General features: G+C 73.1%; 14 protein-coding genes. 12 read left to right on the plus strand and 2 right to left on the minus strand.

Going from position 1 to position 16,507, the window contains the following annotated elements:
- Window positions 1-50 precede the first annotated feature (50 nt).
- Genes kdpA through C7S10_RS04600 form a run of 5 tightly spaced genes read left to right on the plus strand, consistent with a single transcriptional unit; the run spans window position 51 to window position 7,626 of the window.
- A complete protein-coding gene (gene kdpA, locus C7S10_RS04580; protein ID WP_108343152.1) occupies window positions 51-1,715 on the plus strand; it encodes a potassium-transporting ATPase subunit KdpA in 1,665 nt (554 codons plus the stop codon).
- Window positions 1,712-3,781 (plus strand): potassium-transporting ATPase subunit KdpB, encoded by a 2,070-nt coding sequence (gene kdpB / locus C7S10_RS04585; RefSeq protein ID WP_243395198.1) that lies wholly within the window; start codon window positions 1,712-1,714, stop codon window positions 3,779-3,781. Before kdpA ends, kdpB begins: the two co-directional genes overlap by 4 nt.
- Before the next feature lie 11 nt (window positions 3,782-3,792).
- Window positions 3,793-4,407, plus strand: a complete 615-nt coding sequence (gene kdpC / locus C7S10_RS04590; RefSeq protein ID WP_108343153.1) for a potassium-transporting ATPase subunit KdpC — start codon at window positions 3,793-3,795, stop codon at window positions 4,405-4,407.
- Between the two features lie 5 nt (window positions 4,408-4,412).
- Window positions 4,413-6,932 carry a DUF4118 domain-containing protein gene (locus tag C7S10_RS04595; RefSeq protein ID WP_108343154.1) on the plus strand — a complete coding sequence of 840 codons (2,520 nt, stop codon included), beginning with the start codon at window positions 4,413-4,415 and terminating at the stop codon, window positions 6,930-6,932.
- Window positions 6,925-7,626, plus strand: coding sequence for a response regulator (locus tag C7S10_RS04600; protein ID WP_108343155.1), 702 nt, complete (start codon window positions 6,925-6,927; stop codon window positions 7,624-7,626). The genes C7S10_RS04595 and C7S10_RS04600 overlap by 8 nt, the downstream gene beginning before the upstream one ends.
- Window positions 7,627-7,630: 4 nt before the next feature.
- Here C7S10_RS04600 and C7S10_RS04605 read toward each other — a convergent pair whose 3' ends face one another.
- The gene (locus C7S10_RS04605) at window positions 7,631-8,026 is read right to left on the minus strand and encodes a DUF4446 family protein (RefSeq protein WP_108343156.1); all 396 of its coding nucleotides are present in this window, start codon (window positions 8,024-8,026) and stop codon (window positions 7,631-7,633) included.
- A 69-nt stretch (window positions 8,027-8,095) separates the two neighbouring features.
- Between C7S10_RS04605 and C7S10_RS04610 the strand changes: the two genes are divergently transcribed.
- From C7S10_RS04610 to C7S10_RS04635, 6 genes are all read left to right on the plus strand, one after another.
- Window positions 8,096-8,953 (plus strand): prephenate dehydratase, encoded by an 858-nt coding sequence (locus C7S10_RS04610; RefSeq protein WP_108343157.1) that lies wholly within the window; start codon window positions 8,096-8,098, stop codon window positions 8,951-8,953.
- Window positions 8,954-8,971: 18 nt separating this feature from the next.
- Window positions 8,972-9,571 carry a TMEM165/GDT1 family protein gene (locus C7S10_RS04615; RefSeq protein WP_108343158.1) on the plus strand — a complete coding sequence of 200 codons (600 nt, stop codon included), beginning with the start codon at window positions 8,972-8,974 and terminating at the stop codon, window positions 9,569-9,571.
- Complete coding sequence (locus C7S10_RS22125; RefSeq protein WP_165807043.1) at window positions 9,541-10,698, plus strand: GNAT family N-acetyltransferase; 1,158 nt, start codon at window positions 9,541-9,543, stop codon at window positions 10,696-10,698. The genes C7S10_RS04615 and C7S10_RS22125 overlap by 31 nt, the downstream gene beginning before the upstream one ends.
- Window positions 10,699-11,019: 321 nt before the next feature.
- Entirely contained in the window at window positions 11,020-12,246 is a 1,227-nt protein-coding gene (locus C7S10_RS04625) for an arginine deiminase (protein ID WP_108343159.1), read from the plus strand.
- Between the two features lie 37 nt (window positions 12,247-12,283).
- Entirely contained in the window at window positions 12,284-12,670 is a 387-nt protein-coding gene (locus C7S10_RS04630) for a Crp/Fnr family transcriptional regulator (RefSeq protein WP_108343160.1), read from the plus strand.
- Between the two features lie 6 nt (window positions 12,671-12,676).
- Window positions 12,677-13,687: an adenylate/guanylate cyclase domain-containing protein gene (locus C7S10_RS04635; RefSeq protein WP_243395199.1), complete on the plus strand. Its 1,011-nt coding sequence runs from the start codon at window positions 12,677-12,679 to the stop codon at window positions 13,685-13,687.
- 4 nt (window positions 13,688-13,691) lie between these two features.
- Here the strand turns inward: C7S10_RS04635 and C7S10_RS04640 are convergent, their stop codons facing one another.
- Window positions 13,692-14,234 carry a hypothetical protein gene (locus tag C7S10_RS04640; protein WP_108343161.1) on the minus strand — a complete coding sequence of 181 codons (543 nt, stop codon included), beginning with the start codon at window positions 14,232-14,234 and terminating at the stop codon, window positions 13,692-13,694.
- A gap of 176 nt (window positions 14,235-14,410) precedes the next feature.
- On the opposite strand from C7S10_RS04640, the gene C7S10_RS04645 reads away from it, so the two are divergent.
- Window positions 14,411-16,462, plus strand: coding sequence for a carboxypeptidase regulatory-like domain-containing protein (locus tag C7S10_RS04645; RefSeq protein ID WP_108343162.1), 2,052 nt, complete (start codon window positions 14,411-14,413; stop codon window positions 16,460-16,462).
- Window positions 16,463-16,507: the final 45 nt, after the last annotated feature.

A 16,507-nucleotide genomic window follows, 5' to 3' on the forward strand; every position in this document is an offset into this window, starting at 1 on the left:
GCCGTGCTCGTCATGGCCGCCCTCGCCGAGCTCGCCCGCAGGCTCGACCGGTGAGCGCCACCGCGGCCGCCCTCGGGCAGGTCGCGGCGCTCGTCGCCGCCCTCGTCCTGACCGTGCCCCTGCTCGCGCGCCACCTCGTCCACACCTACTCCAGCCCGCGCCACCTGCGTGTGGAGCGGGCGCTCTACCGCGCGTGCCGCGTCGACCCCGACGCGGACCAGCACTGGCGCACGTACGCGTGGTCGGTGCTCGGCTTCTCACTGGCGGGCATCGTCCTGCTCTACGTCCTGCTCCGCACCCAGCAGTGGCTGCCGCTGTCGCTGGGGATGACCGCGATGCCGGCCGAGGGCGCGTTCAACACGGCGATCTCCTTCGTCACCAACACCAACTGGCAGTGGTACTCCGGCGAAGCCGCCCTCGGCCACCTCGCGCAGATGACCGGCCTGACGGTGCAGAACTTCGTCTCCGCCGCGACCGGCATGGCCGTCGCGGTCGCGCTGGCCCGCGGCTTCAGCCGGGCGAGCGCCGGAGGTCGCGTCGGGAACTTCTGGGCCGACCTGGTGCGTGGGGTCGTGCGCGTGCTGCTCCCGATCTCCGTCGTCGGTGCCCTGCTGCTGGTGCTGGCGGGCGTCGTGCAGAACCTCGACGCACCGCACGCGATCACGACGCTGGCCGGCGACACCCAGCACCTCACCGGTGGTCCGGTCGCGAGCCAAGAGGCGATCAAGGAGCTCGGCACCAACGGCGGCGGCTTCTACAACGCCAACTCGGCCCACCCGTTCGAGAACCCCACGCCGCTCACCAACCTGCTGCAGGTCTACCTCATCCTGCTCGTCCCGTTCTCCCTCGCCTGGGCCTTCGGATCCCTCGTCGGCGACCGACGCCAGGGCCGCGCGGTCGTCACCGTGATGACGATGCTGCTCGGCGTCGGCACCGCCCTGCTGACGTGGTCCGAGATGGCCGGCCCGGGCCTGGTGCCCAGTGCCGCCGGCGGCGCGATGGAGGGCAAGGAGGTGCGCTTCGGGGAGGCGGCCTCGGCCCTCTTCGCCGCCGTCACCACGGGCACCTCGACCGGCGCGGTCAACGCGATGCACGACTCGCTGACCGCCCCCGGCGGCCTCGTCACGCTGTTCATGATGATGCTGGGCGAGGTCGCTCCCGGCGGGGTCGGCTCGGGCCTCTACGGCATGGTCCTGCTGGCGATCATCACCGTCTTCCTCGCCGGCCTGATGGTCGGGCGCACCCCCGAGCTGATCGGCAAGAAGATCGGGCACCGCGAGATGTCGTTGGTCGCGGCCTACGTCCTGGCCACGCCCGCGCTCGTCCTCGTCGGCACCGCCGTCGCCATCGGCACCGGCAGCGGGCGGGCCGGCATCCAGGAATCGGGTCCGCACGGCCTGAGCGAGGTCCTGTACGCCGTCACGTCGGCCGCCAACAACAACGGCAGCGCCTTCGGCGGGCTCACGACCGGCACGACGTTCTACGACGTACTGCTGGGCCTGTGCATGCTCGTCGGCCGGTTCCTGCCCATCGTGCTGGTCCTGGCGCTCGCCGGCCGCCTCGCCGCCCAGCGCGTCACGCCCGCCGGCGCCGGCACCCTGCCGACCCACCGGCCGCTGTTCATCGTCCTTCTCACCGGCGTCGCCCTGGTCATCGTGGGCCTGACCTACGTGCCCGTGCTGGCGCTCGCCCCGATCGCGGAGTCCCTGCTGTGACCACTCACGCCCCCGTCACCCCCGGCCTTCCGACGCTGCTGCGCGGGGCCGCGCCGACGGCCGTCACGAAGATGCGCCCCGACCGGCTGCTCGACAACCCGATCATGCTGCTCGTCGAGGTGGGGGCGGTGGTCACGACCGTCGCCGCCCTGCTCGACCCCTCGACCCTCGCGGTGCTCGTGTCGGTGTGGCTGTGGCTGACCGTCTGGTTCGGCACGCTCGCCGAGGCGGTCGCCGAGGGCCGCGGCAAGGCGCAGGCCGCCTCGCTGCGCGACCTGCAGACGAGCACCACCGCGCGCCGGGTCCGCGGGTCGGCCGACGAGCTGGCCCACACCGGCCCCCTCGCCGTACGCCCCACCGACGAGGTGCCGAGCACCAGCCTGCGCGTCGGCGACGTCGTCGTGGTCGGACCGGGCGAGCGCATCCCGGCCGACGGCGACGTGGTCGAGGGTGTCGCCTCGGTCGACGAGTCGGCCGTGACCGGCGAGTCCGCGCCGGTGATCCGCGAGTCCGGGGGTGACCGCTGCGCCGTGACCGGCGGGACGGTCGTGCTCTCCGACGAGATCGTCGTACGGGTCAGCCGGGACCCCGGCCAGTCCTTCGTGGACCGGATGATCGCGCTGGTCGAGGGTTCGGAGCGCCAGCGCACCCCCAACGAGCTCGCGCTCAACGTGCTGCTGCTCGCACTGACCGCCGTCTTCGTGCTGGTCGTCGCCACGCTGTGGCCCATCGCGGGCTACGCCGACGCCCGGCCGCCCGTCGTCGTCCTCGTCGCGCTGCTCGTCTGCCTGGTGCCCACGACCATCGGCGCCCTGCTCTCGGCCATCGGTATCGCCGGCATGGACCGGCTCGTGCGCCGCAACGTGCTCGCCATGTCGGGTCGCGCCGTCGAAGCGGCGGGCGACGTGGACGTGCTGCTCCTCGACAAGACCGGCACCATCACGTACGGCAACCGGCGCGCCACGGCCCTGGTGCCGGCGCCCGGCGTCGAGCCCGACGACCTGGCCCGCGCCGCCTGCCAGTCCTCGCTGGCCGACGAGACGCCCGAGGGCCGCAGCATCGTGGACCTGGTCGGCGGCGGTGACCAGGCGCTGCCGGCCGGCGTCGAGCTGGTCGAGTTCAGCGCCCGCACCCGCATGTCCGGGCTCGACCACGAGGTCGACGGACGGGTGCACCGCGTCCGCAAGGGAGCCGCCAGCGCCGTCGCCGCCTGGGTGCACAGCACCGGCGGGCGCCCGAGCCCCGAGGTCGACGCCGCCGTCACCGAGATCAGCGCCGCGGGCGGCACCCCGCTCGTGGTGGCCGAGAAGGTCGGCGACCGGCCCGCGCGGCTCCTCGGCGTGGTCCGCCTCAAGGACGTGGTCAAGGAGGGGATGCGCGAGCGCTTCGACGAGCTGCGCGCGATGGGCATCCGCACGGTGATGATCACCGGCGACAACGCCCTCACGGCCCGGGCGATCGCCGAGGAGGCCGGGGTCGACGACTTCCTGGCCGAGGCGACGCCCGAGGACAAGCTGGCGTTGATCCGACAGGAGCAGGAGGGCGGTCGGCTCGTCGCGATGTGCGGCGACGGCACCAACGACGCCCCCGCGCTGGCCCAGGCCGACGTGGGCGTCGCGATGAACACCGGCACGTCGGCCGCCAAGGAGGCCGGCAACATGGTCGACCTCGACTCCGACCCCACCAAGCTGATCGAGGTCGTGGAGATCGGCAAGCAGCTGCTCATCACGCGGGGCGCGCTGACGACCTTCTCGGTGGCCAACGACGTCGCGAAGTACTTCGCGATCCTGCCCGCGATGTTCGCCGTCGCCGTCCCCCAGCTCGACGTGCTCAACGTGATGCGGCTGTCCTCGCCCGAGTCGGCGATCACCTCCGCGGTGGTGTTCAACGCGCTCGTCATCGTCGCGCTGGTGCCGCTCGCCCTGCGCGGCGTGCGCTACCGACCGGCCCGCGCCGAGGTGCTGCTGCGCCACAACGTCCTGGTCTACGGCGTCGGCGGGCTGGTGGTGCCGTTCGTCGGCATCAAGGCCATCGACCTCGTCGTGTCCCTGATCCCCGGACTCTAGAGAGGCTCGTCATGCACCTGATCCGCCACACCCTCGCCGGACTGCGCGTCCTGCTGCTCCTCACCGTCCTGCTGGGCGTCGCCTACCCGCTCGCGGTCACCGGGCTCGCCCAGGTCACGCTCGACTGGCGGGCGTCCGGCTCGCTGGTCACGGAGGCCGGCGCGCACACCACGTCGTACGACGACGCGGTCGGCAGCGCCCTGGTCGGGCAGGACTTCGCGGGTGCCGAGTGGTTCCACTCGCGTCCGTCGGCGGCCGGCGACGGCTACGACCCGCTCGCCACCGCCGGCTCCAACCTCGGGCCGACCAGCCCCGACCTGCTCGCCACGGTCGAGGAGCGCCGGGCGGCCGCCGCGACCGAGGAGGGCGTCGCGCCCAGCGCCGTACCCCCCGACGCGGTGACCGCCTCCGCCTCCGGGCTCGACCCCCACATCTCGCCGGCCTGGGCCGCGATCCAGGTCGCTCGCGTGGCGCGGGAGCGCGGGCTGGACGAGGAGGTCGTACGCCGCCTGGTGGCCGACCACACGCAGGGCCGCACGTTCGGTGTGCTCGGGGCGCCGCGCGTCGACGTGCTCGGTCTCAACCTGGCGCTGGCCGACCTGGCGGGGCCGGGGCTGGAAGACTGAGCGGCATGGACCGCGGCCGGCTGACCGTCTTCCTCGGCATGGCGCCGGGAGTCGGCAAGACGTTCGCGATGCTCGACGAGGCGCACCGTCGGGTCTCGCGCGGCGCCGACGTCGTGGTGGGGATCGTCGAGACCCACGACCGACCGCGCACCGCCGCCCTCCTGGAGGGGCTGGAGGTGGTGCCACGGCGCGTGGTCGGACACCGCGGCGCGGAGTTCGGCGAGATGGACACCGACGCGATCCTCGCCCGCCGACCGGCGGTCGTGCTGGTCGACGAGCTGGCCCACACCAACGTGCCGGGCAGCCTGCGGGCCAAGCGCCACGAGGACGTCGACGTGCTGCGCAACGCCGGCATCGACGTCGTCACCACCCTCAACATCCAGCACCTCGAGTCGCTCAACGAGGTCGTGCAGGACATCACCGGGGTGCAGCAGCGGGAGACCGTGCCGGACGCGGTGGTGCGCGCCGCCGACCAGGTGCAGCTCGTCGACATGAGCCCCGAGGGGCTGCGCCGTCGGCTCGCGCACGGCAACGTCTACCGTGCCGAGCAGATCGACGCCTCGCTCGCGTCGTTCTTCCGGCCGGGCAACCTGATCGCGCTGCGCGAGCTCGCGCTCCTGTGGCTGGCAGACCGGGTCGACACCGCGCTCGACGACTACCGCCGCACCCAGGGCATCGACCAGACGTGGCCAACCCGCGAGCGGGTCGTGGTGGCCGTCACCGGAGGTCCGGAGAGCGAGACCCTGCTGCGCCGGGCGGGGCGGATCGCCCAGCGCGGAGCCGGCGGCGAGCTGGTCGCGGTGCACGTCGTGCGCGGCGACGGACTGACCGGACCGGCCGCCGACCTGGCCGGGCTCAAACGGCTCGTCGACGACCTCGGCGGCACGTTCCACACCGTTGTCGGGGAGGACGTGCCGACGTCGGTGATCGAGTTCGCCCGCGGCGTCAACGCCACCCTCGTCGTGGTGGGCGTCTCCAGCCACCCCCGCTGGTGGCGGGTCTTCCGCCAGACCACGGCCAGCGACCTCGCCCGGCTCTCGGGCGCCATCGACGTCCACCTCGTCACCCACGAGCAGGCCGGAGGAGCGGGCGGGCTGCGGGTGCCGCGCTCGACGCTGGGCGCGACCCGGACCCGGACCGGCTGGGTGCTCGCGCTGCTGCTGCCCGTGCTGCTGACGTGGCTCTTCCACGGCGGGCACTCCCCCGACGACTTCCCGCTCGAGGTGCTGGCCTTCCTGGCCGCGACGGTCCTGGTCGCGCTGGTCGGCGGCCTGGTCCCCGCCCTGGTCGCGGCGGTGGTCGGCTTCGGCCTGCTCAACTGGTTCTTCACCACCCCGGTGGGGCGCTTCACCATCTCCGAGCCGACCAACGTCGTCGCGCTCGCGGTCTTCCTCGCGGTCGCGACCGGCGTCGCGTCCGTGGTCGACATCGCCGCCCGGCGGGCCTCCGAGGCCGGTCGCGCACGCGCCGAGGCCACGACCCTCTCGGGCCTCGCCCAGTCCGTGCTCACCGGCAGCGACACCGCGCAGGCCGTGGTCGACCGGCTCCGGGAGGCGTTCGGCCTGACCGCGGTGGCCCTGCTGCGGCGTACGCCGTCGGGCTGGGACCTCGTGTCCGCGGCGGGTGACGTCCCCGACGATGCTGACAGTCCGGACGGCCCGGACGCCACCACGGTCGCCGTCGACGCCACGCACGTGCTGCGACTCCACGGTCGCACCCTGCACTCCTCCGACATGCGCGTCGTCGAGGCCTTCGCCCTCCAGGCGGGACTGGTGCTGGAGTATCGCCGCCTGCGCGACCGCGAGGCGCGGGCGGCCGTGCTCGAGCGGGCCGAGGAGACCAGCACGGCCCTGCTGCGCGCGGTCTCGCACGACCTGCGCACGCCGCTGGCCACCATGCGCACCTCCGTCGACGGGCTGGTGGCCGGAGAAGCACTGTCCGAGGACGACCGCACCAGCCTGCTCACCTCGATCCGCTCCGCGACCGACCAGCTGGTGCACCTGATCGACAACCTGCTCGACCTCTCGCGCATCTCGTCGGGCCTGGTCGAGCCACGGCTCACCGACGTCAGCCTCGAGGAGGTGCTCCCGGTCGCCGTGGCCGGCCACCCGTCCGACCGGCTCGTGCTCGACCTCGACGAGGCAACACCGTTCGTGCGCACCGACCCGGGCCTGCTGGAACGGGTGGTGGCCAACCTCGCCGACAACGCCGTGCGCCACTCACCGCCCGACCGGCCGGTGCGCGTCGGGGTCCACCTGCACGCCGACACGATCGAGGTCCGGGTGGTCGACCGCGGTCCGGGCGTGCCGAGCGCGACCCGGGGGCGGATGTTCGAGCCGTTCCAGCGGCTCGGCGACGCCTCGCCCGGGGGCCTGGGGCTCGGGCTGGCCGTGGCGCGCGGGCTCGCCTCGTCGATGGGGGCCAGCGTGGCGGCGGAGGACACACCCGGCGGCGGGCTGACACTGGTGGTGTCGGTGCCGCGGGCATCCTCGGACCCACTGGAGCAGGAGGTCGGTCGTGGCTGAACCGGGTCCACGCGTCCTCGTCGTCGACGACGAGCCCGCCCTCGCCCGCGCGCTGGCCATCAACCTGCGCAGCCACGGCTGGGACGTCGTCACCGCGGCCGACGGCCGGGCCGCCCTCGACGCCGTCGCGCACGCGCACCCCGACGTGGTGCTGCTCGACCTCGGCCTGCCCGACCTCGACGGCACCGAGGTGATCGCCGGGATCCGGGGCTGGACCAGCGTGCCCATCGTCGTGCTCTCGGCGCGCCAGCACGGCGAGGACAAGGTCGAGGCGCTCGACCTCGGTGCCGACGACTACGTGACCAAGCCCTTCGCGATGGACGAGCTGCTCGCGCGGCTGCGCTCCGCCGTACGCCGCGGCCAGACCACCGCCGCCAGCGACGGTGCCGCCACGAGCACCGTCGTCGCCGGGCCGCTCGTGATCGACCTCGCCCGCAAGCAGGTCGCCCGCGACGGCACCGAGGTGCAGCTGACCCCCACCGAGTGGGCGTTCCTCGAGCTGCTCGCCCGCAACGTCGGCCGGCTGGTGACACGCGAGCAGGTGCTGCGCGAGGTGTGGGGACCGGGCTACGAACGTGAGGGGCACTACCTCCGGGTCTACGCCGCCCAGCTGCGACGCAAGCTCGAGGCCGACCCGGCGGCGCCGCGCCACCTCGTCACCTCACCGGGCCTCGGCTACACCCTCGTGCCGTGACGAGTCACGGTCGCGCGTGCGCGATCGCCTCCTCCTCCTCCGGCGAGAGCTGCTGCTCGCAGGTCCACCCGGTGATCGACTTGGCGTAGGTGCGAGCCTCGCTGCGGCCGTGGATCGAGGTGAGGACGACGCCGTGGCCGGCGTCGTCGAGCAGGGCGACGCTCCAGCTCAGGTGCCCGCCGACGTCGCCGAACGCGTCGTAGCGCACGACCGAGAGGTGCCGCAGCGCATCGACGGCCTCGGCCTTGAGGGCCGCGACCTCCTGGCGCAGGCCGTGCACGTCCTCGGGCAGCGCGTCGGCGGTGGGGCGCTTGCCGGGCGCCGTACGCCGCAGCCCGACGACCGCCAGGACGAGCGCGGCCGCGGCGATGACCAGGGCGAGGGCGGCGACGACGATCACGACCGCGAGCCTAGGTGCGGGCCTGAGACGCCACGGTCGCGACACGGCCACGCGTGGAAAGATCGGGGCGTGAGTGAGCCCACCTCCCCGTCCCGCCGACGGATCGCCTACCAGGGCGAGCCCGGCGCCAACTCGCACCTCGTGTGCCAGCAGCACTACCCCGACTGGGAGGCGCTGGCCTGCGCGTCGTTCGAGGACGCGTTCGCGGCCGTGGAGAACGGCGAGGCGGACCTCGCGATGATCCCGATCGACAACTCCATCGCCGGCCGGGTGGCCGACATCCACCACTTCCTCCCGACCAGCGACCTGCACATCGTCGGCGAGCGGTTCCTGCGGATCCAGTTCGCCCTGATGGCCACGCCCGGAACGGACGTGTCGACGCTGCGGACCGTCCACAGCCACGTGCACGCCCTCGGCCAGTGCCGCGGGGTGATCCGCGAGCTCGGGCTGACCCCGGTCGTCTCCGGTGACACGGCCGGCGCGGCCCGCGAGGTCGCGGAGGCGCAGGACCCGACCCAGGCCGCGATCGCGCCGCCGCTGGCCGCCGAGATCTACGGGCTCGAGGTGCTGCGCTCCGACGTCGAGGACGAGGACGACAACACGACCCGCTTCATCGTGCTCTCCCGCGACTTCGAGCAGGCGCCCCGCGGCGAGGGCCACGTCGTCACGAGCTTCATCTTCAACGTCCGCAACCTGCCGGCCGCGCTCTACAAAGCCCTCGGCGGCTTCGCCACCAACGGCGTGAACATGACCAAGCTGGAGAGCTACATGGTCGGCGGCCACTTCACCGCGACCCAGTTCCTGGCCGAGGTCGACGGCCACCCCGAGGACCCCGGCGTCAAGAACGCATTGGAGGAGCTGGCCTTCTTCACCACCGAGGTGAAGGTGCTCGGCGTCTACCGGGCCGACGAGTTCCGCAGCCGCTGACCTGCCTAGGCTCGTCCGGTGGACCTCGTCGTCATCGCCCTCAGCTTCGCCGCCATCTTCGTGGTGGAGCTGCCCGACAAGACCTTCATCGCGACGCTGGTCCTCTCGACGAAGTTCCGGCCCCTCCTGGTCTGGATCGGCGTCGGCCTCGCCTTCCTGGTGCAGACGTTGGTCGCCGTCGGGCTGGGAAAGGCGGCCTCGTTCCTGCCCGAGACGGTGGTGCACGTCGCGGCGGCCCTGATGTTCCTGGTCGGCGCGATCATCCTGCTGCGCGAGGCGCGCGCCCACGAGGCCGCCGAGGGCGAGGAGGAGGAGGACTACGCAGCCAAGGCCGGTGAGGCGCAGGGCTACAAGGTCATCCTCACCAGCTTCCTCGTGCTCTTCGCCGCCGAGTGGGGCGACCTGTCGCAGCTGCTCACGATCTCGCTGGTCGCGAAGTACGACGACCCGGTCGGCGTCTTCCTCGGCGCGTGGGGCGCCCTGCTCGCCGTCAGCGGCCTCGCGGTCATCGTCGGCCGGGTCCTGATCGCCCGCATCCGGCTCAGCCTGCTGCATTATCTCGGTGCAGGGGTGTGCGTGCTCATGGCATGTTTGACCGTGTGGGAGATGACGCGCTGAGCGCACTGCAGACCGTCCAGGACCGCTTCCGGGAGGTCAACGGGGAGCACCCGATGTCCGAGGCCGACGACGCCTACGCCCGCGAGCACTTCACCCCGGCCACGCCGGAGCAGCTCGCCGACATCGCGGCCGGCCGGCTGCCGCTGCCGGGCTACCTGCTCTCCGACGGCACACCGATGGTCGCCGACGTGTCGGAGAGCATCGAGTCCGCCGGTGGCGTCGAGCACCTGCACGACTGGTTCCTCGCCTTCTGGCCCGACGACCCGGAGACCGCCGAGTCCGAGTGGGCCGCCTTCCTGTCCGGGCAGTACGTCTGCCTGGCGAAGCTCAACCCGATCTCCATCCGCCGCAAGAACCGGATGGTCGAGCAGGCGCAGTCCGCGGTCGACGCCCTGCGCGCCGACCCGCGCGACGAGATCGCCCAGGGCGCGCTCGCGGAGGCCGTCGACGGCGGCCTCGCGGTCACCGGGCTCGACGAGATCCTCGCCCCGATGACCGGCTACGACCGGCTGCGCTTCGGCGGGCCGACGAGTCGCGACCTGTGGGTCGACGCCGTGCGCGCCGAGTTCCACGACCCGCAGCCGCCCGCCCTGCCGATCCGCACCGAGCGGCTCACCCTGCGCCGTACGACCCTCGACGACGCCCCCGCGATGGCGCGCGCGTGGGCCGATCCCGACTTCGCGCGCTTCCTCCTCCAGCCGCCGCAGAACACGGCGGAGGTCACCTTCGCGACCCTCGGCCGCTCCAAGCCGCCGGAGGGTCCGCACCGCTTCCTGGCCCTGGTCATCGAGCACGAGGGCGAGGCCGTCGGCGACGTCATCCTCTTCTTCCAGGGCGCGGGCCACACCTCGGCCGAGATCGGGTGGACCGTGCACCCGACGGCCGCGGGCAAGGGGCTGGCGACCGAGGCCGCCAGGGCGATGCTCGCTCTGGCCTTCGAGCACTACGGCGTACGCCGCGTGGTGGCCAACCTCGACGCCGCCAACGACCGGTCGGCGGCCCTCGCCGAGCGGCTCGGCATGCGCCGCGAGGTGCACCGGCTCGCCGACTTCTGGTCCAAGGGCCGGTGGACCGACTCCTACGAGTACGCGCTGCTGCGGTCCGAGTGGGAGGCTCAGCAGCGCTGAGCCCTCCCTCGGGGCGGTGCGTGAGCCACCTTCCGCCGCCCGCGAATGTGGGTGGGCCACCGCACGACGGGCAGACACCGTGTCGACCGAGCGCGGCGGTGCGTGAGCCACCTTCCACCGCCCGCGAATGTGGGTGGGCCACCGCACGACGGGCAGACACCGTGTCGACCGAGCGCGGCGCTGGGTGAGCCACCTTCCACCGGCCGCGAATGTGGGTGTGCCACCGCCACGGACGACGCAAGCACGGGCCAGAAGTCCTACACGTGTGCCGGCCGGCTCGCGAACTGTCCCCCGAAAGCCGTCCCGTCTAGGCTCACGCCCATGCCTCACAACCATGGCGCGGACAGCGAAGTCGGCACTCTCACCACCGTCATGCTGCATCGGCCCGGCAACGAGCTGAAGCGCCTGACGCCCCGCAACAACGACAAGCTGCTCTTCGACGGCATCCCGTGGGTCAGCCGGGCGCAGGAGGAGCACGACGCCTTCGCGGACACCCTGCGCCAGCGCGGGGTGGAGGTGCTCTACCTCACCGACCTGCTGACCGAGACCCTCGCCAGCGAGGAGGCGCGGGCGCACGCGATCAGCTCCGCGCTCAGTGGCCTGCACCTCGGCGACACCCTGCGCGCCTATCTCGCGGTGGCCCTCGCCGAGGCCTCGCCCGAGGAGCTGACCGGCCTGCTGACCGCCGGCATCCGCAACGACGAGGTCCGCGGCGGCCACGGGCTCGTGACCAGCCTGCTGAGCCCGTACGACTTCCTGATCGACCCGCTGCCCAACCTGCTGTTCACCCGCGACTCCAGCGTGTGGGTGCGCGACCGGGTCGCGATCACCAGCCTGGCCATGCCTGCCCGCAAGCGCGAGACGCAGCTGACCGAGCTGATCTACACCGAGCACCCGCGCTTCGCCGGCCAGACCCAGAAGATCCACGGCTGGCACAACGAGCACGTCGAGGGCGGCGACGTGCTGCTGCTCTCGCCGGGCGTCGTCGCGGTCGGCGTCGGCGAGCGCACGACTCCCGCCGGCGTGGAGCGCCTCGCCCGCCAGGTCTTCCAGGCCGAGCTGGCCCACACGGTCCTCGCGGTGCCGATCGCCCAGGAGCGGGCGACGATGCACCTCGACACCGTGTGCACCATGGTCGACGTCGACAAGGTCGTGATGTATCCCAACGTCGCCCACTCGCTGATGGCCCACGCGGTCACGGTGCGCGAGCGCGGCGAGACCGACACCGACCTGGTCCTCGACGTCGCCGGCGCCGAGCCCTTCCTGGTCGCCGCGGCCAAGGCGATGCAGATCGACACCCTCCACCAGATCGACACCGGCCTCGACCCGGTCACCGCGGAGCGCGAGCAGTGGGACGACGGCAACAACACCCTGGCCCTCGCCCCGCGGGTCGCGGTCGCCTACGAGCGCAACGACGAGACCAACGACCGCCTCGAGGCCGCCGGCATCGAGGTCGTCCGCATCGCCGGCTCCGAGCTCGGGTCGGGTCGCGGCGGACCACGGTGCATGTCCTGCCCGGTCGAGCGCCAGCCGCTCACGACCGACTGACCCATATCCTCAGCGGCTGCGGAGCGTTGATCGGGTCATGACGTCTTCCATCTTCGACGCGCTGTCCCCGGCCGAGGCTGCGCAGGTGCGGGCCGCCGGCACCCAGCTCACCCTGCCGGCGGGCTGGTCGCCGATCGGCGAGCGGACCCCCGCCGACAAGGCCTACATCCTGACCGCGGGCGAGGTGTCCGTGCGCCGTAACGGCACCGAGATCGCCCAGCTCGGTCCGGGCCAGATCATCGGCGAGGCCGCGATCGTCAACCACACCCTGCGCTCGGCCACGATCGTGGCCCTCACCCCGCTCGAGGCCATCCACTTCACCAGCGCGAAGCTGGAGGAGCTGGTGGCTCGCATCCCCGCCTTCGCCGACGCGCTCACCCGCGCCGCGGCCGAGCGCCTCGAGAGCGGTTCGGCACCTGAGTGAGCCCACGTGAGTGAGTCCGACCCGCTCGAGGCGATCGAGGCGTTCCTGCTCGGCAGTCCGCCCACCCTCACCCAGGGCGAGGTGGCCGAACGCGCCGGCGTGCCCCTCGACCTCGCCCGCGACCTGTGGCACCACCTCGGCTTCGCCCACGCCACCGACGACGCGCGGGCCTTCGCCGCGAGCGACGTGGAGGCGCTGCGCCTGAGCGCCGAGCTGGTCAGCATGGGCATCCTCGGTGCCGACTCGCAGGCTGCGCTGGTCCGCACCTGGGGGCGCAGCTTCGCACGGCTGGCGGAGTGGCAGGTCTCGCTGCTGGCCGGCCTCGCCGTCGAGGGCGCGGACCCGGACGAGCGCCTCACCGAGCTGACGACCGGCGTGCTGCCGCGGGTGGAGGCGCTGCAGTCCTACGTCTGGCGTCGGCACCTGACCAGCGCAGCCCACCGCCTGCTCACGACCGGCACGGCGCCCGACGAGCACACGACGGCGGTCTGCTTCGTCGACATCGTCGGCTACACCACCCGGAGCAGGTCCCTCGCCCAGGATGAGCTCATCGACTGGATCGAGCGCTTCGAGCAGGCCGCCACCATCGCCGTCGTCGACCACGGCGGACGGGTGATCAAGACGATCGGCGACGAGATCCTCTTCACCGTCGACGACCCGGTGGCCGCGGCCGAGATCGCGCTCGACCTCACCGAGCGGGGTCTCGACGAGGACGACGACTTCCCGGCCGTCCGGGCCGGGATCGCGTACGGCGCCGTCGTGGCCCGCCTCGGCGACGTCTTCGGGCCGACGGTCAACGTCGCGTCGCGGCTCACCTCCATCGCGCGCCCGGGCACGGTGGTGCTCGACCGCGGTGCCTACGCGGCGCTGTCCGGCGATCAGGACGAACCCGACGAGCAGGAGGAGATCGACACCCCCGACTACCGCTTCCGGCGACTGCGGCGCGTCTCGGTCAAGGGCTACGCCCGCCTCGAGGCGTGGCGGCTGCGACGGGTCAAGGAGTCGCGGGACGACTGACCCGCTACAACGGCAGGCAGATCTGCGAGGGCGGGATCGGCAGCGGGTTGGGGACGCAGACCGGCGTCGGCAGGACGGTCGGGAGGACGGTCGGGACCGGGGTCGTCGGCGTGCCCGTCGGGGTGGGCGAGCCCGTGGTTGGCGTGCCGGTCGGGTTCGGCGTGCCGGTGGTGGTCGGCGTCGCGGTCGGGTTGGCCTTCATGCACTGGTCGTAGGCGGACCGCGCGGAGGTGTACCACTCGAGCTGGAGGCGCAGCTCCTTCTTCGCCTTCCGCAGCTTCCTGGTGGCGGTCCTGACCTGGGCGGGCCGGTCGGCCTTCCTCGCCTTCCTCAGCACCTTCTTCAGGCGGGTGACCGTGCGGCCGGAGTCCTGCGCCGCCTGCGCGGCGTCGGTGAGCTCCTCGGCCTGGGCCTTGCAGGCGGTGCTCACCCTGCCCGAGGACGCGGTGGCGCTGCCCCCCGACCCCACCAGGACGGCGAGCCCGGCGACGGCCAGGACGACCGCGAGGGAGGTGGCGAGGAACGTGCGGAACGGGGTCGTCGACATGCTGCTCCTGGGTCCGGGCGCTCCGGTGCGCGGGTCGGGCACACGCTAGGCGCGGCCACGCGAGTTGGGAAGAGGCTCCGACCACCCGAGAGGGCATGGACGCGGGAGCGATCGTGGTGCACGCTGTCCCGACCATCCCGCCCGTCCGGTCCGGGACCTGAGCTTCGGGGGAAGTCATGGAGCGTTCTCGTCGGGGTCGGGTCCTCACCATCCTCCTGGTCGCCGTGCTGGGACTCGTCTCCCTCACCTCCTCGCCGGCCCTGGCGGCCGACGGCTCCGTCTCGGGAGTCGTCACCGGGACGGGTACGCCGATGGGCGAGGTCAACGTCTCGCTCTACCGCTGGTCCGGCAGCACGTGGGGATGGGTGGCCAACGACTTCACGGATGCGAGCGGGCGCTACGTCTTCGACGGCCGGGCCGCCGGCGACTACCGGGTGGGGGCGGAGCCCTCGGCGCCGTACGTGGAGACGTTCCATCCCGCCGCCGACCTCGTCACGAGCGGGACCACCCTCACCCTGGGTGAGGGCGAGGTCGTCGACGACGCGGACATCGCCCTCCTGCGGGCCGGCACGATCGAGGGCAGGGTCACCGACTCCGCCGGTGACCCGGTCGCGGGGCTGGAGGTGACCGCGACCGACACCAGGGTCGAGACCCGCATCGTCGAGGCCACGACCGACGGGGACGGTCGCTACGTCATCGACGGCCTCACCACCGCCGACTACGTGGTGCAGTTCGCCGGCCACCAGGCTGGGCTGCAGGGCGAGTTCTACCTGGACGCCGGGTCCAGGACCACGGCCACCCCGGTGCACGTCGTGTCCGGTGAGCCGACGCGCGACATCGACGCCGAGCTCACCGAGCCGAGCCGCCTCGACGGCACGGTGCGCGACCGCGACACCGGCGACCCCGTGCCGTACGCCCAGGTCTGGCTGTTCGAGAGGCAGGGCGCCTTCTGGCAGCCGACGAGCATCCGGGCCTACACCGACGCGCAGGGTCGCTACGCGCTCGACGGCGTGTTCGGGACCTACCGGCTCCTCGTCATCGACAGCTACGGCAACACGCACACCAACACCTACTACCCCGAGTCGCTGTCCGTCGATGACGCTGCGGACGTCGTGATCCCCCGGGGCGGCGGGGAAACCGTCGACGTCGCCATGCTCGGCGAGGCCAGGATCACCGGGACCGTCACGGGAGGCGGCGAGTCGGTGGCCGGCGTCCGGGTCGACGTCGACCTCCTGGACGGCGACCGGTGGGTGAGCTGGACCAGCCTCGACGTGGTCGGTGACGGGTCGTACGCCGCCGAGGTCGCCACCCCCGGCACCTACCGGGTCTCGTTCCGCGACCCCCAGCAGCGCTTCGCCCCGCAGTGGTGGGACGGCGCCGACAGCGCGGACACCGCCACGCCGGTCGTCGTCGACGTCGTCGGTGTCGACGCGACCGGGATCGACGCCGATCTCGACCTGCTGCCGGCCCTGACCAACAGCAGCCCACCGGGCATCACCGGTGACCCTGTCGTGGGCCGGACGCTGACCGCCACCACCGGCACGTGGTCGCCGGAGCCAGACCTCGTCCGCTGGGCGTGGCTGTCCGAGGGCGAGCCGATCCCGGGCGCCACCTCAGCGTCGTACGTCCTCCGCACGGCCGACCTCGGCGACCGGCTGAGCGTGCGGGTGACGGTGCGGGCACCGGGCCACCGCCCGACAGCGGTCGACAGCGCGCAGACGAGCGCCGTCGCCGAGGACGTCACACCGACGCCCACGCCGACCGTGACCCCGACGCCGACCGTCACCCCGAACCCGACCATCACCCCGACCCCGACCGCCACACCGACGACGAGCGCGCCGACGACGACCCCGACCGTGCTCCCGACCATCACCCCGGAGCTGCCGGCGCCTCCCGCGACCACCACCCCCCTCACCACCGCGACTGCCGACCCGGTCGCCGAGCCGGTCCATCTGGAGGTCGACACCCGCCCGCGCCTGCGCGGAGCACCCCGCGTGGGTCGCACGCTGCGGGTCACGACGGGCAGGTGGAGCGCCGACACCGCCGACATCTCGTTCAGCTACCGGTGGTTCGTCGACGGACGGCCCCTGCGCCGGCCGTCGCGGCCGCGGCTCGAGGTCGCGCCCCGGTTCGTCGGCGCGAGGATCGCGGTGCGGGTCACGGCCCGGCTGGACGGCGCACCGACGGTGACGCTGCGGACCCGGCCGACGCTGCGCATCGAGGCCTGAGCCCGCTCGCCCCAGAAATTGGAGCGCCCGGCCGATGTTGACGGG

The organism is Nocardioides currus, from assembly GCF_003057875.1.
GTDB classification, from domain to species: domain Bacteria; phylum Actinomycetota; class Actinomycetes; order Propionibacteriales; family Nocardioidaceae; genus Nocardioides; species Nocardioides currus.